Source organism: Micromonospora sp. LZ34 (assembly GCF_052981855.1).
This window is the reverse complement of the sequence record NZ_JBRIQN010000048.1, coordinates 1-18,939: the sequence shown is the minus strand read 5'-3', so window position 1 is coordinate 18,939 and position 18,939 is coordinate 1. Positions and strand designations below refer to the sequence as shown.

Genomic DNA, 18,939 nt, shown 5'->3' with positions numbered 1-18,939 from the left:
CCTCTCCGACAGGCGTCGCGGCACTGTCGGCGCGGTAACGGTGCAGCGCCCGGCTGAAGCACGCGCTCGCGCGGGTCGGCCCGCACGACGGTACGCAGGATCTCCCCCGCCGTGCCGCGGCTCCTGGTGCAACGCCACCCGATCGAGACGTTGGTTGCCACCTGCGGAGCGCGCTGCGCACCGAGGGATGCGGGCGCGGCCTCGATGGCCGGCAGCCACAGCGGTCGACCGCCGCGTCCGGTCAGTGATCATGCCGCCCGCAGCTGGGTCACCCGTTCGGGCGCTCTGCCAGGACCGCCTGCGGACGCGGACGCGAGCGGGCAAACTCGTCCCGAGCTGACCTGTCCGGGCCTTGGAAGATCGCGGCAAGGGCGGCAGCAGCCGCGCCCGGGCACGCTGACCCAGACCGGATCATGAGGAAAATGGAATGACCTCACTATCGCCGTTGTCCGTGACAGTGGCGGAGCCCGAAGCTCTGAACCAGCTCCCGACCCCCGCACGCGCGCAGGTCGACCCGGCCGACATCCTCGTGCCGGACGGCTATCGCGTGGAGGTGGTGCTCGTCGGCCTGTCGATGCCGTGCGGAATGGGCTTTGCCGACGACGGCACCCTGTTCGTCCTGGAAGGCGGTAGCACCTGGCCGACGCGGCCGTACCTGCCGGCCCGGATCCTGCGGCTGGACCCCGACGGCCGCCTCGACGTCGTCACGGAGGAGGCGCTGGGCGGGCCGCGGCATGTGGCGGTGCACGACGGCGCACTGCTGGTGTCGTGCAAGGGTGGTCGCCACGCCCGCATCGACCGCATCGACCTGGCGACGGGCCGGAGCACGGTCCTCGTCGACGGGCTGCCCAACGGCGGCTGGCACGAGCCCGGCGGGCCGGTGTTCGGGCCCGACGGCCTGATGTATTTCGCGCAGGGTTCGGTGTCGCAGCAAGGGGTGATGCTGCCGCAGGGGTTCCAGGTCGACGTGGCGCGACACATCGGCGTGCATGACGTTCCTGGCGAGGATGTCGTGCTGACCGGCAACAACGTCCAGACCTACGATCCCACCGGGCCGTACCCGTACCTGGTGGAGACCGGGCCGTTCAAGCCGTTCGGCACCCCGGCGCGGCGGGGAGAAGTGGTGCGGGGCGAGCTCAAGTGCAGCTCCGGGCTGTGGCGCGCGCAGCCCGACGGGAGCGAGATGGAACTCGTGGCCTGGGGTCTCCGCAACCCCTACGGCATGGCCTTCGGTGAGGACGGCGACCTGTACGTCTCCGACAACGACTTCGAGGAGAGCGGGGACCGGGCGATCCGCGGCGACCCGGACCGCATCTGGCGCATCGACGCCGCCCGTACGCCGCACGGGTCCGTCGACCGGCCCGCCTGGTACGGCTTCCCCGACATCTGCGGCGACGGGCTGCCCGCCTGGCACGACTCACATCTGCCCCGTCGCGGACGGGCGGCCGAGCCGCTGATCGAGAACCCGCCGCCGTGGGCGGGTCCGGCGGCGTTCCTCGAGCAACCACACTCCGCGATGGCCGGAATGGACGTCTCCCGCAGTGCCGCCTTCGGCTACCGCGGCCGTCTTTTCGCCGGCGAGTGGGGCACGCTGGCGCCGATGAACTCGCCAGACCCGCGCGACCTCGAGCACGGATTCCGAGTGCTGGCGGTGAATCCGGCCGATGGCACGGCCGAGCCGTTCATGCGCAACTCGCGACCCGGACCGGCGTCGGCGCTGGGCACCGGCGGTCTGGAGCGCCCGGTGGACGCCAAGTTCGCCCCCGACGGAAGCCTGTACGTGCTCGATTTCGGCGTCTCGAGGGTGTTGGAGAAGACCCAGATGTCCTACGGCCACACCGGTGTGCTGTGGCGCGTCGTACGGGACGGAGGCCGCTCGTGACCCGCCCGCTGCTGCTGGACCTCGACAACGCCACCGTCAGCGCGCACCTGGACCGCGTCACACCATGGCTCACCACGACGCGGACGCTGCAGTCCGCGTACCGCAAGACCCTGGAGGACACCGCCGGCAAGGTCGGTGAACCGCACGTCCGCAGCTGGCTGCGCGAGATCGCCGTGCCGGCGAGGAAGCACGAGGAGGCGGTCGCGGACCTGCACCGCGCCTTCGGCCACGAGCCGACGGCCACCGGGCGGATGGGCAGCGCGGTCTCGCTGATCTCCACGCTGCTGGGCGCCGCGCGGGAACTGGTCGGCGAGGCGCAGGGCAGGCTGGCGGGCGCGGGCGGTGGCGCATGGCGGCAGATGCGCATGCTGCTGCTGAGCAACCTCGACGCGATCAGCGGGTTCGCCGTCGCCGAGCAGCTCGGCCTCGCCCTCGGCCGGCCGGCCGCGGTCGACATCGCCATGCCGATCGTGGCCGAGAAGACCCGCCACCAGCTGTTGATCCGCGAGTGCTACCTGGAAATGGCGGCGACATCGATCCTGTACCAGCGGGACGTATGAGGACGCTGCGCCGATGGGGATATCCCCTCGTCCTGGCCGGCGTGCCAGCCACGCTGCTGGGCGTTTTCGCCGTCGTGGAGGCGCTGGACGTGCCCCTGCTGACCGATCCGTCCCCGCTGCCCGGGACGGCAGGGCCGGCGGCCGCCGCAACGGGGGTCGGGCTGCTCCTCGTCGATGTCGCGCTGCCCGTGCCGTCCAGCCTGGTGATGGTGGCCCACGGGGTCCTGTTCGGTGTCGTCGCCGGCGCCGCGCTGTCCCTCGTCGGCGGGCTCGGGGCCACGCTGGCGGCCTTCGGCATCGGCCGGCGCAGCCGCCGCCGGCTCGCGCGCATCACCACACCGGCGCAGCGGGCTCGCGCCGACGAACTGCTCCGCCGTTACGGGCTGCTCGCCGTGCTGCTCTCCCGGCCGGTGCCGGTACTCGCCGAAACCGTCGCCCTCCTCGCCGGCACGTCCGGGATGGCATGGCACCGCGTCGCGCTGGCGGGGGCGGCAGGAACCCTGCCTCCCGCGGTGCTCTACGCGGCTGCCGGCGCCGCCGGGCAGACGACGGACAGCACGGTCGGCTATCTCGTCCTGTTCGGCCTGACGGCCCTCACCGGCTTGGCACTCCGGCACCTCGGAAGAGTCTCCCGTCGTGCGTCAGGCAACGGGGACATCCGGGCCCGTGGTGAGACGCGAGCCGAGCAGCCGACGAACTGCTGATCGGGCAACCTAGGTGCCTCGTCGGGTCGGCGTGATCTCACTCGAACTGTGCAGCGTGGGCCAGCAACTGGACGAAGCGCCTGGGATGGGAGTAGGGAAAGGCGTGCGCTCCCCCCGGGACGGTGACCGCCTGCCCTCGCGGCGCTGTCGCGGCCAGCCGGTCGACCCAGTCGGCGGCGGCGAGGTGGTCGTGCTCGCCCCTGGCCAGCAGCATCGGGCAACCGACGCTGCCGACCAGGTTCTCGGGACGGTCCGCCAGGCCGCTCCGCAGGTAACGGAGAAGGCTCCGAAGTCCACCTCGCCGGTAGTCGGGCAGGGTGGCCCACAGCGCAGAGCCCGGCTCGTGGCGCGAGGTGCGTGCCCAGGCGCGCACCAGGCCGGCCACTCGCCGAGCTTGCGGTGCGAAGGTGGGACCCGCGAGGACCAGGCCGCGGATCTGGCCGGGTAGCTCAGCAGCGACGCGCAACACGGCTTGTCCCCCGGTCGAGTGGCCGGCCAGCACCACCGGCCCCGGACGGTGATCGACGAACCACGCCGCCACCGTAGCGGCCACGGCCTGCACAGTCGGCTCGCAGGTGTTCGGCCCGCGGTAGCCGAAACCCGGCACGTCCAGCAGCACGCACTGCGTCCAGGCGCCGGTGGCTTCGACGGCCTCAGACAGGTAACGCACAGCGCCCAGGCCCGGAACGATGACCACGGCCGGAACGCCCACGCGCCCCGCTCCGGCCACCACGGCCCGCACAGGTCGGTCTTCGACCGAGTACCACCGCTCCTGCCGCCACGATCTCACTCGCGCCGCCTGTTTTGACCGCCCTCTTGGCGGTGGCCCGGTTTCCGGTGGTACTCGGGGCGAAGTTTCGCGCTGGCGAATGCCGCCTTGACCGCCGCGGAGAGCGCCTCGATGTCGTACGCGCCGTGGTGGCGGCGGCCGTTGATGAAGAAGGTCGGGGTTCCGGAGACGCTGCTGAGGTCGGCGGAGTCGACGTCCTCGGCGATCCGGTCGGCGCCTCTGCGCCCGGCGAGGTGCTCCCGGAACCGGTCGAGGTCCAGGCCGAGCTGCTCGGCGTAGCGGAGGATATCGGTGGGATTGAGCGCGTCCTGGTGCACCAGGAGCAGGTCGTGCATCTCCCAGAACGCGCCCTGCTCCCCCGCCGCCTCGGCGGCCTCGGCGGCGAGTTGGGCGTGCGGGTGGACGTCGGTCAGCGGCAGGTGCCGCCAGACGTACCGGATGTTGGCGAAGTCGGCCAGCAGTTCCCGGACCACCGGCTCGGCCTGCCCGCAGTAGGGGCACTCGAAGTCGCCGTACTCCACGACCGTCACGGGCGCTCTGCGTGGTCCGCGCATGTGGTCGCGTTCCGGGTCGACCGGGAGCACCAGGTCGACGATCCCCTCGGTGGCGCCCAGCAGGGCGCGCGCACGCCGCGCCGGGGGGAGGTGGGCGGCGAGGCGGAACACCAGCCAGGTGACGACGGACGAACCGATCGTCGCCACGAGGATGCCGAGCTTCGCCTCCTCCAGCGCGGGGCCGCTCAGTGCATGCGTGGCGATCAGGAGCGCGATGGTGAACCCGATACCGGAGACCGTGCCCACCCCGATGACGGCGCCCCAGCCGACGGGCGGTCGGAACCGGTTGCGGCTGAGCCGGGCCACCAGGTACGAGGTGACGACGACCCCGGCCGGCTTGCCGACGACGTACGCCGCGACGACACCCAGCGTGACCGGGGAGGTGACCGCGCGGGCCACGAGCTCGCCGTCGATCACGATCCCGACGTTCGCCAGCGCGAAGAGCGGCACGACCAGGTAGCTCGCCCACGGATGGTAGAGGTGCTGCAACCGGTCATTCGGCGACAGCGCCGAGGCGAGCCCGGCCCGGGCCGACCAGGCCAGCTCCGGGGTCGGCTGCTCCCGGAACAACCGGAACCGGTCGGCCGCCTGCTGCAGTTGGGCACGCCCGGGGGCGTAGGCGTAGGTGAGCAGCCCCATCACCAGGCCCACCACGACCGGGTCGACACCGGATTCCGAGACCGCAACCCAGGCCGCCACGCCCAGCAGCGCGTACACCGGCCCCCACCGCACGCCGATCGCCCGGACGAGCAGGACGACGCCGAAGATCCCCGCCGCGACGAGCAACGCCGCCGGCGCCGGATGTTCCGGGTAGGCGATCGCCAACACCGCGATCACGATCAGGTCGTCGACGACCGAGACCGTCAGCAGGAAGCCCCGCAACCGGTCCGAGAAGCGCGGCCCGAGGACGGCGAGCATACCCAGCGCGAGCGCGGTGTCCGTCGCCATCACCACGCCCCAGCCCACAGCGGTGGTTCGCCCCGTGTTGAATGCCAGATAGATCGCGACCGGCACGAGCATGCCGCCGATCCCGGCCAGCAGCGGCAACGTCAGCCGACGCCGCTCCCGCAGCTCGCCGATGTCGAAGTCGCGGCGCATCTCCAACCCGATCACCAGGAAGAAGAACGTCATCAGACCGCTGTTGACCCAGGTGCGCAGATCGTGCGACACCCGCCAGTCGCCGAGCTGGACCGAGAACGGGACGTCCCACAGCGACTCGTACGACGACGCGGCAAAATTGGCCCAGATGAGCGCCGCCACCGCGGCGCCCAGGACCACCCGTGCACTGCCGGTCTCGGTGCGCAGGAACGTGCGCAGCGGGTTGTTGAACCGGCCGACCCAGGTGGTCCGGCCGGACCACCCTCCACGCGGAGTGTCCCCCGTCACGTAGAGATCCTCCCCCACCGGCTCGCCAGCGGGCTCGGATTCCGGCAGCCGGACCTGTACGAACGGCGTCGGGCCGGTGAGCCTTGGCACCCCGCCCCGGGCTCGGACCCGCGCACGCCAACTCGTTGCAGACCCGTGTGTGTTAGTCGCCGCCGACAACGGGCAGACGTGCGAGGGCATGAGGTTCTGCCGACATTCGTGCCGGTATCCGACCCGAAGCGAGGGCGGTGTAGGTGAGGGAGTATGTATGGGGTCGAGGTGGGGTCGATACCTGCTGATCACCAGTGCCGCGGCGATGACCGTGGCACCGTGGCTGGCCGACTGGAACCGGCGCCACACCTTCGGGCCGGGTTACGGGCCGCACGCCCGCTGGCACGGCACCGCGGAGGTGGTCGGAGTGAGCTGCTCCGGCCTGGCGATGCTGTGGCTCCTCACTCACGGCGTACGGCAGGACCGGCAGTTGGCGACCATGGTGGCCGCGCTGCTGCCGCTGCTCCGCTATGGCGCCTTCAACCTGACCCTCGCCGTGCCCGGTACCTCCCCTTACGAGGAGGGCGGCCCCGCACTGCGGCTGCTCAGACTGCCCGCCTCGCTGGTCACCCAGGACGCCCTGATAGCGCTCGCGCTCGGCGGCTACCTGCTGGAGCGGCGCGCCGAACGGCGGTAGTCAGTCGCGGCGGTCCTCGTCGCCCAGCTCGACCGGTTGTCGCTGCTCCAAGGCATCCGCCGCCGTCGCGTCCTCGGGCAGCGGCGTGGCCGGCAGGTCGCGCTCACCTGGCACGGCGGCGCCCTGCTCGGCCAGGTCAGCTTCGGTGGCATCGGCCGGTTGGGGCGGCGGTGGCTGGTCGGGCTGGCCCTCGTCGAGCAGCGGCTGGCGCTGCTCGATCGCGTCGGCCTCCGGTGGCACGTCCAATGGTCCATCAGTCATCCCGATCCCCTCTCCCACTGCTGGTCGTATCCCGGCCGGTCATGACCGCAGCTCATTCCGCAGCTCGATGTGCAGGCGCCCATCGGCCTGAGATCACCACTCGGCGCTGGGGCGGAAGGGGCTCGTGGGGCAGGGGTGACGATCTTTCGTTACCGGTCCCGAACGTCGCGCGGCCCCTCCGTCATCGGATCCCCCTTCCCGGTGCTGTCGGGCCGGGTACCCCCCGCGGCGCTCCCGACACGCGAATTCTCGGCGCGCGCACAGCAGTAGACCCGGCGGGAGCCGTGACGGTCCTCGTTGCCGGCTCCGGACGCCCCCGCGACCGCCCGCAGCTCGTCTTGTCGGTGGGCGCTGGCACACGCCGCGCCGGCAGCTCCTGCTCATGGGCGGCGCAGATCACGTGCGGCGCGGCGGTTAGCCTGTGCGTATGCAGGAGGCGGTGCCCTGGAGCAACCTCGATGGCTGACGCCGACGATGTCTGTCGCCTGGCGCTGGGGCTGCCGCACGTGGTCGAGATCGACAGCGAAGGCTTCGACTTCCGGGTCGCTGGCAAAGGGTTCGTCTGGTCCTACCCCGAACGCAGACCCGGTACGTCGCGCGTCATCCGGACCGACATCGCGGTGCTGTACGTCGGCGACGAGGCGGAGAAGCAGGCGTTACTCCTCGGCGAGCCCGAGGTCTTCTTCACCACGCCCGCGTACGACGGGCTGCCCCTGGTCATGCTGCGGCTGGCGCAGGTGGACGTCGATCGCCTGCAGGAGCTCGTCACCGACGCTTGGCGCATGCGTGCCCCGGACTCGCTCGTCGGCGACCTTGATGACGGCTCACTGACTGGTTGATGGGCAGAGCGAACTGCGACCGGCCCACCGACGTGCGTGCCGTCAGCTGAGCTTGCGGGTCAGCGTCTCGAACGCCAGGTCGGGCCTGCGCGGCACGCCGAACCGCTCGTCGCCGTACGGGAACGGGGTCAGCTCACCGGTGCGGGTGTAGCCGCGCCGCAGGTACCAGTCGATCAGGTCCGCCCGCTGCCTGATGACCGACATACGTATCTCGACGGCGCCCCACTCCTGTCTGGCGAACCGCTCCGCCTCCGCGAGCAGTTGCCGTCCCAGCCCGTCGCGCTGCCGCGGCGGCGAGACCGCGAACATGCCGAAGGAGACGTGGTCGTCGTGGCGCTCCAGGTGGCAGCAGGCGACGATGCCCGTCCCGTCCTCGGTGACCAGCACGGTCCCGCCCGGGTTGGTCACCGCGGCGGCCACCATGTCCGCGTCGGCGCGCTGGCCGTCGAGCAGGTCCGCCTCGGTGGTCCAGCCGGACCGACTGCGCTCTCCCCGGTACGCCGACTCGACGAGGTCGACGAGCGCGTCGACGTCGGGGGTGCGTGCGGTCCGGATGGTGCGGGCTCCAGAGCTGATCATCGGCGGGGCTCCAAGGTCGCGGAAGGTCGCCGACCAGCGTACGCACCCGGGCCTGCGCTCACCGCCCGTGAAACTTTTCGACACATCAGGCTCATGTGTTGAAACCGCTTTTCCTATCCGGCTACCCTCCAGGAAGTGATCCACGTCCATCTTGGAGGTACCGGACCATGCGCAAGCTGATGTCAGCGATCGGAGCGGGGGCTTTGCTGACGGCCGGGCTGTTCGTCGGCGCCGCACCCGCACAGGCCGCCACCTGCACCCTGGTGCAGTCCGAGATCTACAACGGGGCGAACATCATCGCCTGGTCACAGGGCCTGGAAGGCTGCGCCGGCGACGTCTACTGGGAGATCCAGTCCGCCGACAGCGGCACCTGGCAGGTCGCGGACAGCGGCACGACGTACTACGACAACGAGGTCCGGAGCTACTACGGCGACATCGAGCTGCCGTGCTACCTGCGGCTCTACGCGAAGTTCGGCACCCAGGAGAAGCTGACCCAGCCGGCGCACAACAACAACTGCGCCGGCTGATGTGGGACGCCGGGCGGGGCGACGTGACGTCCCGCCCGGCTCGGTCCCGCCGCACCAGGGCCGAACCTCGATGCCGTTATTCGGCCATCGGATCGGCCCAGGTCATGTTGATCGCGCGCTGGTAGTTGAGGTAGCCCGCACGTGCGAAGGCCATGGCCATCGGGACGTTACCGACATCCGTGGCCGCGCGGATGCGGGTCGCGTTCTGCGCCGCGAGGATGCGGGTCCCCTCCGCGAGGATGTCATCGATGTAGCCGTTACCACGGTGCTGTGGCAGGACGCCCAGGTAACCGATGATCGGGTTGTAGTCGTTGCGTGCTGGCGTGACGAACCCGACGGGCTCGCCGTCCGGCAGTGTGGCGATTCGCCACCAGTCCCGGGGGCTGCGGTAGTTCGCCAACTCGCGGTGGTAGTGCTCCGCCGCGGCTCTGTCGGCGGGCATCCGGGACAGGTCGTCACGGCTGTGGGCGTCCAGGGTGCCGTGCAGGACCAGGGTCATGAGGTCGAGGATTTCGCCGGTGTCCCGGACCTGCCGGAACATCAGCCGCCCGGTTGGTTCGGGTATCGACGTGCCCGCCCGCCACTCCAGTCTGAGCCGCTCGACGAACAGGCGCGCGCCGGTCCGCTCCAGGATGGCCATGCGATCCTCGACAACGCGTCGAGTGGCTGCCGAGTCCCGCCAGTCGGACGGGACGCAGCGGCCGTACTCGGAAGGCCTCGCCCCGGGTGGGATGACCTGAGCCATGGCGGTCTGCAACAGCCGGACGCCCACCTCCAGGCGGTCCGGGTCCTCGGCGTCGTCATCGATGTCGAAGACGTCAAGGAGCACCGGCGCATCGCTGTCTCGCCGGCCCCACCACGCCGCCCTCGCCACGACACGGTCGCCCCGTAGGGCCACCCACAACCATTCAGGTCGTCGACGGCCCGCGTCGAGGTCGTCCGCCAGTTCGTCATCGAGCACGTACGGCAGACGGCGGAAGAGGGTGAGTTCGTCACGGCCGGTGATCGGCCGTACGGTCAGGTCTTGCTGGTTGGCAGTCAAGGCACTCTCCACGGGGAAGCGCCCGATCCGTTCCAAGGTCAGATGCGGCCAGTACCCTGGGAGAACACGGGCGCGATGATCACGAGTTGGCCAGGCGGGTAGGCGGTGCGGTCGTGTCGATCTTTATGATCGCCGGATGTTCGGACTCTTCCGCAAGCCACCCAGCCCAGACACCGACTACAGCCAGGCCGATCTGGAGTTGCGCACCGCGCGCGACCGGGCGCTCACGGGTCACTGGGCAGCAGCCCGGGACCTGATCGAGGCCACTGGCCGGGACTGGGAGCTGCGCGGCCGCCGGCTCTCGGTGCTCGCTGGCGCTGCCGGGCAGTCCCCACAGTGGCTGGACGCGTGGGAAGCCGCTCTGCCCGACGACCCGACGGTCGCCATCCTGCGAGCTGACGCCCTGATGGACCAGGCTGGTGAGGCCCGGGGCTACGCGTCTGCGCGCAACACCAGCCGGGAGCAGTTCCAGGAGTTCCACCGGCTCTCCGCCCTCGCCGCCCAGGCCAGCCAGCGCGCGGTGGACCTCAACCCCGACGACCCCTACCCCTGGGTGACCCGCATGGCCTCGACGCTCGCCAACGGCCACCGGCAGCGCGACGAGTTCCTCGCGGCGATGGGCGAGGCGGTCAAGCGCGACCCGTACAACTTCGAGTCCCACCTCATGGCGGTGACCTTCCTCTGCGAGAAGTGGTACGGCTCGCACGAGCAGATGTTCGCCGCGGCCCGCGAGCCCGCCGCCGCCGCGCCCGTCGGCTCATCGGTGGCGATGCTGCCGCTGCTCGCCCACTTCGAGTACGCACTGCGCGAATACGGCTTTGACACGCGGGCGGAGTCGCTGGCCGCGAAAGCGGACTACTTCCACCGGCCCGAGGTTGTCCGGGAGATCGACGCGTGCGCTGCCAAGTGGCGCGGGGCCGGCGAGCCTCGCCTGATCGGCCGGGGCATCACCCTTCGGCACTGGCTGGCGCTGGCCAACTACCTGGCCGAGCACGACCGGAAGGGCACCAAGGCCCTGCTCGCGCAGATCGGCCCCTACCTCGGAAGCACCGCGACGTACGGCTACTTCTGGACCCGGCAGACCGAGGGCTTCCACGCCGTCTGGAAGTGGGCCAGATGAATGAGGAGGCAGGGGCTGGGCGCTCGTGGTCGAGGCGGCTGCCGACCGCCTGCGCCGCTGACCTCTGCCCCCTGCACGACTGTCGGGATTGTTAGGCTCCGCGCCATGTTTTCGGGCGATGCGGATGCTGACCTGCGGCATATGGCTGACGACCCCACCTTCCCGCACCGTGACGCCGCCCGGCACGCGGTGCGGTTCCGGGCCTCCGGCGACGTGGCGGACCTGGTCGCCGTACACGACGATCCGCACCCGTGCGGGATGACCGACGTGGTGTTCGCCATGGCGGGATCGAAGCGGCCCTGGCTCAACTGGGTGCCGATGCCGAGCGAGGCGATCAGCAACGTCGCCAACGAGATCGGTGGCCGCCGGGCGCGCGGCGAGCAGCTCGAGGTCACCGGCCTCGGGCTGTCGGCGGCGGAGCCGGCCAGCGCCATGACCGCTTGCCGCAGGATCGCCGGCCCGGTCGAGATCGGCATCAACGAGTTCCCGCACCCCGACATCCGGACGCCCGTACGGCCCGGCCGGTACGCGGTCTGGCGGTACGACGGCACCGAGCCACTGCCCGCCGGGCCGGCGCCGTCGGCCGCCGCGGTCGGGCTGTTGCGGGAGGTCGCGGGGGAACCGTGGCAGTCGCCGCTCTCGGGGTACGTGAAGGCCGCCCCGCTCGGCGAGCTGCCGCTGGACGACCTGCTCGGACTGCTCGCCCACCTGCCCGGCCCGCCGGAGACCGCGCGCTGGCAGCACCTGGCCACGTCGACGCCGACGTACTGGTACCGGCTCATGCAGCCGTGGGTGTGCCTCGGCATCCTGCACCACGCGAAGGACGAGCCGTGGCCGACCTCGACCCGACGCGAGGTGCTGGTGGACCTCGCCTTCGGCGTCGAGGACTGGGTCGCCGACTCGGCGCTGTTCGCGCTCGTCACCGCCGCCTACCGGGAACCGGACCTGCGGCCGGAGGTACGCCAGCTCGTCCGGGCCCGGCTCGACGCGGCGGTGGCGGCGAACCGGCTGGTCACCATCGAGGAATCACTGGCGCAGCTGATGATCGTCACGCCCGGCTGCACAGCGGACGACCGGGCGCTGGCGACGGCCGTGCTGGCCCGTGCGGCGCAGGACGACGAAGAGCACGAGGAACCGGCGCCGGCGCCGGTGGCGAAACGTCGCTGGTGGCAGCGGGGCAGGTAGTGACCGCGGTGCGCTGCCGCCGGTGGGCCTGACTAATCCGTTGCCGCAATTGCCTATCTGATCGGGAAGAGGGTCGCGCGGCTGCGCGGGCACTGCCAGCTGGCAACGCCGTCGCCGGGCGAAGTCCCGCGCCACCCGCTGCACCGCCCGCCCGTAACACTCCAGCGCGCCGAGCACCAGCGCGTCGTACTCGTCGCCACCCGGCACCGGGCGTGGCCCGGCCGCGAACCAGGACATCGACGCGCAACCAAAGGTTGCGCAAGAAGAGGCAGCTGTTGTAGGTTGACGCAACCAAAGGTTGCGAAAGGTTGTGGGCATGGAACACGGATCCATCGAGCGCGACATCCACGTCGACGCGTCGCCCGAGGTGGTCTTCGAGGTGATCAGCCGGCCCGAGCACATGCGGGAATGGTGGCCCGACGACGCACGGTTCGAGCCGCTCCCGGGCGCACCCGGCGAGCTCGTGTGGCGCGACGCGGATACCGGCGAGACGACGACCGTCGCACTCGCCGTCGTCGAGGTCGACCCCCCGAAGCGATTCTCCTTCCGGTGGTGCTTCTCGGACCCTGACCGGAGCGGGCACTCGCTGCTCGTCACCTTCGATCTGGTTCCGACCGGCGAGGGAACCCGGATCCGCATGACGGAGACCGGGTTCCGGGAAATGGGATGGGAGATCGCCGTCCTCGAGGAGCAGTACCGCGACCACGAGAGCGGGTGGGACCACTACATCCCCGCGCTGGGCACGTACGTTGCGCGGCTGGTCTCCACGTCATGAGCACGGCGGTCGATGATGCCCTGTGGTCGGCGATCGGCGACCCCATCCGGCGCACGATGATCGACCTTCTTCTCGCCGGCGGACCAGGCACGGCGACGTCACTGAGCGACCGACTACCCATCACCCGCCAGGCCGTCTCGAAGCACCTGGCCGTCCTGGACCGGGTCGGACTGATTCACGCCGCGCCGGCCGGTCGCGAGCGTCACTACCAGGTCGACGAGGCGCAGCTCGCCCGAGCTGTCGCCCAGTTGTCGGCAGTCGGCGCCAGCTGGGACGCCCGACTCCGCCGGATCAAGCGGATCGCCGAGGCGATCGAACGCAACCGCGACAACAACCAAGGAGAATGAAATGGTCGACATCCTGCACCGGGTCGGCGTCGTCGCTCCGCTCGACGACGTCTACCGAGCAGTGGCAACTCCCGAGGGCATCGCCGGCTGGTGGACGACCGACACGAAGGGCAGGAGCGAGGTCGGCGGGCAGTTGGCTTTCCGGTTCGGCGACGTCGGTGGCTTCGACATGGAGGTACTGGAGCTCGATCCCTCCGGCCGCGTACGGTGGCGGGTCACCGACGGCCCCGAGGAATGGATCGGCACCGAGATCGGCTGGCGCCTCGACCAGCGCGGCGAGTACACGATCGTCCAGTTCACGCACGAGGGCTGGCGCGAGCCGGTGGAGTTCATGCACCACTGCAGCACCAAGTGGGCGACGTTCCTGTTGAGTCTCAAGGAGCTCGTGGAGACCGGGCGCGGCCGGCCGGCGCCGGACGACGTCAGAATCAGCGACTGGCACTGATCTCGACCACAAGGCTCCCGGGTCCGGCCGGGCTTGGGAGCCTTGGTGCGGGCTCGACATCCAGCGGCCCGCCAGAGGCTTGCCGACGACCTGGTCCCTGCGTCGCTCGGGTCGACCGGTTCGCGGCCGCCGTTGCTCGCGCGGTCCACAATTCGGGCCGTGTCTCCGTCGTTCCATCGTCCCACCACGGCACGAGGCGCACGACTTTCGCTGATCGCCTGCCTCACCGCGCCTGGCGCGGTGGCGGCGCTCGCCAGCCTCTTCGCCTGGCCGGAATGGGTGCCCTGGTTGCGCCGGTGATAGCGGTGATGGCGGCCAGCCAACTGGTCTTGCCCAACAGCGTATGGAGGGCCGCTTCACTCCCGGTGAAGGCCGTCGCAGTGATGGCATTCGTCGCGGCCGTCTTCTGGATGATCGCGATGATGTTCGGCCCTCGGCTCACCGTGCTCGCTGCCCGCGGGGAGCCGGTGGTGGCGACAGCGGTGACCACGAGGCGACCCGGTACCCGGGGGCCGCGGGGGCGGACACGACGTGCACTGCTACAACCTGCAGCGGGAGGACGGTACGCCGATTTTCGGCGACGTCTGCCGAGATCGGGCTGACGAGCTCGCCGTCGGCGCGACGGTCAGTGTGCTGGTCGACCCCAGCGGCTTCATCGCACCGGAGACACCGGACGAGGTGCCACCGCCCGCTTCTGGCAGATCTTGGCCCTCGCGAGTTCCGTCGCGACCCTCGCCCTGGGTTGGGTCACCGGCGGACTCACGGCCCGGCCCCCTTCGCGGAAGCGGCGCGGGCGCCACACCTTGTGAGAGCCCCTGTCACGCGTGTGTGGACCGGTCGGATGCCGCCGGGTCACGCCTACCGCTGATAGAACCACACCACCGCCTCCGGAAGCTCCTCGGCGACACGTGCCGCCAGCAGACGTCCCTCGCCGGCGAAGGCGGCCTCCTCCGCTGCGCTGACGGCTCTGCTGTCATGCGGATCGGCGAGGTTGACCATGGATTCGGCCCAGTGTTGCCAGGCGGCCAACCGTCCGACGAGGCTGGCGGAGAGCCCGAGCGTGGCAGGATCGCGCGGCTCGTAGACCTGGTCGCGCTCGTTGCGGACCCACAGGGGCCAGCATCCGTAGTCGTCCATGACCTTGATCAGCACCGGATCAGGCTACGTCGAGGAGTTGAAGCGGAACTTGGAGCGGCTGTCCCGCTGCCAGCGCGATCGGCCGGCGAACCTGCTCACACGGCGTCTCGCTGCCATCGTTGGTGGCTGGTTGACGACGTTTGACAGTGCCTTGTGCCCAACCGTCGCTTCGTCCGTCGCCGTTCGGGACGTCCGCAACCTCCGCGTCATCCGTCCGTCGGTGTTCGCCGACGGTCGATTCTGTTGATGTCAGCTGCGGATGTCAGGCGGAGCGTTGGCCCAGCGAGGGCGCGCTCAGGTCGCCGCATGGCTTGCCCATGTCCCCCAGGGTGCGATCAGGTTCTGGCCGTCGCGATGAAGCGGCCGTTCCCCCCGTGACGCCGCTTCGTCATGTCTCCCGGTACCGGCAAGTAGTCGTAGATTCGGCGGCTCTGCGACAGCGACTCGGATGTAACACTCGGCCCACTCGCCGCGCCGATGGGAGAGGGCGGTGGGGACGCGGCGCTGAAGGGGCAGGGGTTTAAGGGCTTTGACGGCCCGCGTCTGGATCGGCCTCGGACGCCTGCCCGGTACGCCCGTAGGGAGTTGCCTTGGCTCAGTCAGCGCCGCGTACGTCATCCTCTCAGCGGCCTTCCGTTCCCCGTTCCACGTCCTCTACATCGGCCGGTTGGAATCTGCCAACCCGTCCCATCCCGGTCCTGTCGAGGCGGTCTGACCCGTGGTCGTATGCCTTGTTCGCTGGAATCACCCTCGTGATCGGGTGCCTCGCCCTGGCTGTTGTGCTGTTGAGCCGGTGAGCCGACGCACTCCTTTGTCGGACAGGCTCGCGACTGGGCTGCCGGGAGGTGACCCAACGCCGGTCGTTGAGGGGATCGGGCTTGCCGTCGAACTTGCCCATCGGTTGACCTTTGGGGCTCTGGAATGATCTCCGGCATGTCGGCCCCGCCTACCCCGCCTGATTCCGGCTCGGTGTCGCCGACCGTGCGGCCGATGCGGGGCAGCGGTCACCGGCGCGCCGAGCCTGACCGAACTCGGTGGTTCATGTGAGCGGCCGTGGCTGGCGCTCTGGTCACGGTCCTTTCTTGCGGCGGTGGCTGTCATGTTCGCCAGCGGCGCACCCGAACAGTTCGACGTCGTGCCGCCACCTTCGGTGGGCACGGCGGCGGTCCCACCTGAGGTTGCCGAATCGGGGGTGACCGAGCCATCGGAGTCCCCCGTCGCCCTCGCTGACGCCGTCTTCCCGCCCCAGCCTGCGCCCCGCTCAGCTGATCGCGGGACTGCGTGCCACGGTTACCGAGCTCGTTCGGGCAGTTGGCTCCGGAGGCCGGCGAAGAGCTGACCAAGCGACTGCGGGAAGCCGAGGAGAAGTTCGCCGCCGGAGAAGGGGACAAGGCCCGGGAGAAGCTCGCTGAATGTGGTGAGAAGGTGGCCAACCTCCGGAAGGAGAACAAGCTCTCCGCCGCCGGCTATCAGGACCTCGCCGCCGGGCTCGCGCACCTCGCGCAGGTCGTGCCCAGCGGCTGACCGGCCCCTGATCGGAGCCGACCGCATCGCTCTGACACGCCGGAGCGGTTGTTTTGTCCGGCGCCTACGTGGGCACGACATTGCACATGGAGACCGGGCGGCTGCTCAACGGTCGCTACCGACTGGCCGACCGCCTGGGCGCGGGCGGCATGTCGGTGGTCTGGCGTGCCAACGACGAGGTGCTCGGACGGGACGTGGCGGTCAAGATGCTGTCGCCCGAGTTGGCCGCCGACCCGCACCTGCTTCAGCGCGTCCGGCTGGAGGCTCGTTCAGCGGCCCGGCTGCGCCACCCGAACATCGTCGAAGTCTACGACTACGGCGAGACGGCAGACGGCGACCGCCGGCTGCCCTACGTGGTCATGGAGTTGGTCGAGGGCCGCTCGCTGGCGCAACTGTTGACCGGCGGTGCCCTGCCGTGGCGGTTGACGGTGCTGATCTGCGCGCAGGTCGCCGCCGCGCTGGCGGCAGCCCATGACCGCGGCATCGTGCATCGTGATGTCAAACCCGGCAACGTGATGGTGACCGCGGCCGGGGTCAAGTTGGTCGACTTCGGGGTCTCTGCCGCTTCCGGTGACGCCGACGGTTCCGCCGGGCCGCTGCTCGGCACTCCCGCCTACCTGGCTCCCGAACGGCTGACCAAAGGCGTGGTGCAGCCGGCGACCGACGTGTACGCGCTGGGTCTGCTGCTGTACCGGGCAGTGGCCGGGTCGCTGCCCTGGCGCGCCTCCACCACCACACAGATGCTGACCGCGCACCGCTACCAGGAACCAGCCGCACTGCCGGCCATTGAGGGTCTCCCGGCCGAGGTGGCAGAGCTGTGTTGGCGGTGTCTGGGCAAAGAGCCCAGCCAGCGGCCCAAGGCGGCCGAGGTAGCGGGGATTCTCGGCGACCTCGCCGGACTCGCCCCAGCCACTCTCGTGCTGCCCCACCTGGATGCCAGCGCAGCGACAGGATCCGCCGAGGTCGCAGCACCGGTCCCGGCGACTACTCGCGGTCGAAGCCTGACCAGGGCGGCCGTCGGGTTCCTGGCCCCACGCCCGTACGAGCTGCTCCTTGGCCGGTGGAGACAACTGCCGCAGCGCAGACGTCGCCATGTCGCGGCGGCCGGTGCTGCGGCGCTACTCGTGCCGTCCCTACTCGGTGCCAACTGGCTGGCCGGAGGATCAAGTCCAAAGGACCACCAAGCGCTGGCCGATGCTCCCGCCGCTGTCACCGGCATGGGCGAACGGAAACCAGAGTGCACTGTTCACTACACCGTGCGGCGTGCCGTCGATGGCCGTTTTTCCAGCGCCATCACCATCTCCAACACCGGAACCACGTCCGTCAACGACTGGCGGTTGACCTTCGCCCTACCAGGGGAGCAGCGTCTGCTACGGGGCTCGCCAGGTGCGTGGAAACAGAGTGGCCGTTTGGTGCAGGTTCGCGGCGGCGGCCTGGCCGCCAAGGCCTCCTTTGCGGCCCGCGTCGACGGGACCTATCGAGGCACGAACGCCCTTCCCACCACCTTCACGCTCAATGACACCGCCTGCCAGTCCGTCCTCTCCGTGGCCGGCCAGACCGCCCTACCCGTCGCGCCCAAGCGCGACGACAAGGACGACAAGGAGAAGGACGAGGAGAAGAAGGATGAGGAAGAGAAGAAGGGGGAGGAGAAGGACGACTGAAGCCATGCGCAGACGGCGCCACCCAACAGGCCGGCACGAGGCCACTCCAACACCTGGCCCCACACCGCCAGGATGCGGCAGCGGCGGCGCTTGGTCGCTACGCCCGGCGCTGGTCGCCAGTCCCGCTGCTGTTCGTCCAGCCCGCCATGTTCGCTATGCGGAGCCGCATGGGTAGGCGTCTGGCTCAGCTCGTGCGCTGACGTCCGGAATCGGCCTTGATCGAGGTTGGTGCCGCTCCCCCGCTGTACTCAGTCCGACACCCGTGTGGGCTCGCCCGGTGCAAAATCCATCCGGACGACCCGCAGGATGTAGCGGGCGGGGGACCACATCGGCGGTCCTCCCTGTGGAGAATGTGGCCGTGACTTCGCAGGTTTCCCGGTCCTGGCACCTGATCGCTACGTGGTTGGCCGAGCACGCGCCGCTGACCGCATCCGAGATACGCCCCCCGGCCTCTCCCGCCGCCATCGAGGCCGTTCAACGCCAGCTACCGGTCAGGCTTCCGGCTGACCTTGTGGCCTGGTGGGAAGCCTGCGACGGCTTCACCGACGGCACGTGCTGTGTGTTGCTACCGGAGATCCATGTGCCTCTGGGCACCGCTCGCGTCATCGAGGCGCGGCAATCTCAGCTCGATCTGATGGCTAAGTTCGGGTCGCCCACATTGATGACCGGGCAAGCCGGAGAGTTCAGCTCCGCGTTCCAAGACGCGTTCGTGCCAATCGCAGAGGACGGATGTGGTCAGCTGCTATTCGTCGACCTGCGGCCCGGACCATTGCACGGCTGCGTCAGCGAGTGGGACCACGAACAAGACTTCCTCGACCTACCAATCTGGGAAAGCGTCGCTGCCATGCTCACCGACGTAGCTGGCGCCCTCCAAAGCGGCTCTTCGAAGTTGAGCGGGGTTACGTGGTTGGAGCCGACCCGAGCGTGAAGGGCTCGCAGCTCATCGGTGATCAT

The 18,939-nt window shown here is 70.2% G+C and carries 21 protein-coding genes; 15 read left to right on the top strand and 6 right to left on the bottom strand.

Translation table 11 applies throughout. The features are described from left to right. Positions 1–451 precede the first annotated feature (451 nt). The 3 genes from ACVCAH_RS31390 to ACVCAH_RS31380 are packed head-to-tail and all read left to right on the top strand — an operon-like array spanning position 452 to position 3,146. Complete coding sequence (locus ACVCAH_RS31390) at positions 452–1,882, top strand: PQQ-dependent sugar dehydrogenase (RefSeq protein ID WP_447139860.1); 1,431 nt, start codon at positions 452–454, stop codon at positions 1,880–1,882. Continuing rightward, a complete protein-coding gene (locus ACVCAH_RS31385) occupies positions 1,879–2,442 on the top strand; it encodes a hypothetical protein (protein ID WP_447139859.1) in 564 nt (187 codons plus the stop codon). The genes ACVCAH_RS31390 and ACVCAH_RS31385 overlap by 4 nt, the downstream gene beginning before the upstream one ends. Continuing rightward, positions 2,439–3,146: a TVP38/TMEM64 family protein gene (locus tag ACVCAH_RS31380; RefSeq protein WP_447139858.1), complete on the top strand. Its 708-nt coding sequence runs from the start codon at positions 2,439–2,441 to the stop codon at positions 3,144–3,146. Before ACVCAH_RS31385 ends, ACVCAH_RS31380 begins: the two co-directional genes overlap by 4 nt. Before the next feature lie 37 nt (positions 3,147–3,183). Here ACVCAH_RS31380 and ACVCAH_RS31375 read toward each other — a convergent pair whose 3' ends face one another. Together ACVCAH_RS31375 and nhaA are read right to left on the bottom strand one after the other, a co-directional pair. Next, on the bottom strand, positions 3,184–3,858 hold the full coding sequence (locus ACVCAH_RS31375; protein WP_447139857.1) for an alpha/beta fold hydrolase: 675 nt from the start codon (positions 3,856–3,858) through the stop codon (positions 3,184–3,186). Positions 3,859–3,932: 74 nt separating this feature from the next. Next, positions 3,933–5,876 carry a Na+/H+ antiporter NhaA gene (gene nhaA, locus ACVCAH_RS31370; RefSeq protein ID WP_447139856.1) on the bottom strand — a complete coding sequence of 648 codons (1,944 nt, stop codon included), beginning with the start codon at positions 5,874–5,876 and terminating at the stop codon, positions 3,933–3,935. Positions 5,877–6,123: 247 nt separating this feature from the next. On the opposite strand from nhaA, the gene ACVCAH_RS31365 reads away from it, so the two are divergent. Then, positions 6,124–6,543: a hypothetical protein gene (locus ACVCAH_RS31365; RefSeq protein ID WP_447139855.1), complete on the top strand. Its 420-nt coding sequence runs from the start codon at positions 6,124–6,126 to the stop codon at positions 6,541–6,543. On the opposite strand, the gene ACVCAH_RS31360 is transcribed toward ACVCAH_RS31365, so the two are convergent. Then, positions 6,544–6,804 (bottom strand): hypothetical protein, encoded by a 261-nt coding sequence (locus ACVCAH_RS31360; RefSeq protein WP_447139854.1) that lies wholly within the window; start codon positions 6,802–6,804, stop codon positions 6,544–6,546. It abuts the gene before it with no gap. A gap of 458 nt (positions 6,805–7,262) precedes the next feature. Here ACVCAH_RS31360 and ACVCAH_RS31355 point away from each other — a divergent pair, with 458 nt between their 5' ends. After that, positions 7,263–7,643 carry an MmcQ/YjbR family DNA-binding protein gene (locus ACVCAH_RS31355; RefSeq protein WP_447139853.1) on the top strand — a complete coding sequence of 127 codons (381 nt, stop codon included), beginning with the start codon at positions 7,263–7,265 and terminating at the stop codon, positions 7,641–7,643. Positions 7,644–7,685: 42 nt separating this feature from the next. Here the strand turns inward: ACVCAH_RS31355 and ACVCAH_RS31350 are convergent, their stop codons facing one another. Beyond that, the gene (locus ACVCAH_RS31350; RefSeq protein ID WP_447139852.1) at positions 7,686–8,222 is read right to left on the bottom strand and encodes a GNAT family N-acetyltransferase; all 537 of its coding nucleotides are present in this window, start codon (positions 8,220–8,222) and stop codon (positions 7,686–7,688) included. Positions 8,223–8,401: 179 nt separating this feature from the next. Between ACVCAH_RS31350 and ACVCAH_RS31345 the strand changes: the two genes are divergently transcribed. Beyond that, positions 8,402–8,749, top strand: coding sequence for a hypothetical protein (locus tag ACVCAH_RS31345; protein WP_447139851.1), 348 nt, complete (start codon positions 8,402–8,404; stop codon positions 8,747–8,749). 76 nt (positions 8,750–8,825) lie between these two features. On the opposite strand, the gene ACVCAH_RS31340 is transcribed toward ACVCAH_RS31345, so the two are convergent. Beyond that, the gene (locus ACVCAH_RS31340; RefSeq protein ID WP_447139850.1) at positions 8,826–9,791 is read right to left on the bottom strand and encodes a GNAT family N-acetyltransferase; all 966 of its coding nucleotides are present in this window, start codon (positions 9,789–9,791) and stop codon (positions 8,826–8,828) included. A gap of 136 nt (positions 9,792–9,927) precedes the next feature. Between ACVCAH_RS31340 and ACVCAH_RS31335 the strand changes: the two genes are divergently transcribed. The 6 genes from ACVCAH_RS31335 (at position 9,928) to ACVCAH_RS31310 (ending at position 13,963) form a co-directional block, all read left to right on the top strand. Continuing rightward, on the top strand, positions 9,928–10,911 hold the full coding sequence (locus tag ACVCAH_RS31335; RefSeq protein ID WP_447139849.1) for a hypothetical protein: 984 nt from the start codon (positions 9,928–9,930) through the stop codon (positions 10,909–10,911). 141 nt (positions 10,912–11,052) lie between these two features. After that, positions 11,053–12,096, top strand: a complete 1,044-nt coding sequence (locus ACVCAH_RS31330) for a hypothetical protein (protein ID WP_447139848.1) — start codon at positions 11,053–11,055, stop codon at positions 12,094–12,096. A gap of 316 nt (positions 12,097–12,412) precedes the next feature. Beyond that, positions 12,413–12,871 (top strand): SRPBCC domain-containing protein, encoded by a 459-nt coding sequence (locus ACVCAH_RS31325; RefSeq protein ID WP_447139847.1) that lies wholly within the window; start codon positions 12,413–12,415, stop codon positions 12,869–12,871. Then, a complete protein-coding gene (locus tag ACVCAH_RS31320; protein WP_447139846.1) occupies positions 12,868–13,218 on the top strand; it encodes an ArsR/SmtB family transcription factor in 351 nt (116 codons plus the stop codon). The genes ACVCAH_RS31325 and ACVCAH_RS31320 overlap by 4 nt, the downstream gene beginning before the upstream one ends. A gap of 1 nt (position 13,219) precedes the next feature. Next, the gene (locus tag ACVCAH_RS31315; RefSeq protein WP_447139845.1) at positions 13,220–13,663 is read left to right on the top strand and encodes an SRPBCC family protein; all 444 of its coding nucleotides are present in this window, start codon (positions 13,220–13,222) and stop codon (positions 13,661–13,663) included. A 159-nt stretch (positions 13,664–13,822) separates the two neighbouring features. After that, entirely contained in the window at positions 13,823–13,963 is a 141-nt protein-coding gene (locus tag ACVCAH_RS31310; RefSeq protein WP_447139844.1) for a hypothetical protein, read from the top strand. Between the two features lie 558 nt (positions 13,964–14,521). Here the strand turns inward: ACVCAH_RS31310 and ACVCAH_RS31305 are convergent. Further along, positions 14,522–14,815: a hypothetical protein gene (locus ACVCAH_RS31305; RefSeq protein ID WP_447139843.1), complete on the bottom strand. Its 294-nt coding sequence runs from the start codon at positions 14,813–14,815 to the stop codon at positions 14,522–14,524. 1,266 nt (positions 14,816–16,081) lie between these two features. Here ACVCAH_RS31305 and ACVCAH_RS31300 point away from each other — a divergent pair. The 3 genes from ACVCAH_RS31300 to ACVCAH_RS31290 all read left to right on the top strand — a co-directional run bounded on the left by ACVCAH_RS31300 (position 16,082) and on the right by ACVCAH_RS31290 (position 18,913). Continuing rightward, positions 16,082–16,324 (top strand): FIMAH domain-containing protein, encoded by a 243-nt coding sequence (locus tag ACVCAH_RS31300; RefSeq protein WP_447139842.1) that lies wholly within the window; start codon positions 16,082–16,084, stop codon positions 16,322–16,324. Between the two features lie 86 nt (positions 16,325–16,410). Continuing rightward, positions 16,411–17,985 (top strand): protein kinase domain-containing protein, encoded by a 1,575-nt coding sequence (locus ACVCAH_RS31295; RefSeq protein WP_447139841.1) that lies wholly within the window; start codon positions 16,411–16,413, stop codon positions 17,983–17,985. Between the two features lie 358 nt (positions 17,986–18,343). Further along, a complete protein-coding gene (locus ACVCAH_RS31290; protein WP_447139840.1) occupies positions 18,344–18,913 on the top strand; it encodes an SMI1/KNR4 family protein in 570 nt (189 codons plus the stop codon). Positions 18,914–18,939: the final 26 nt, after the last annotated feature.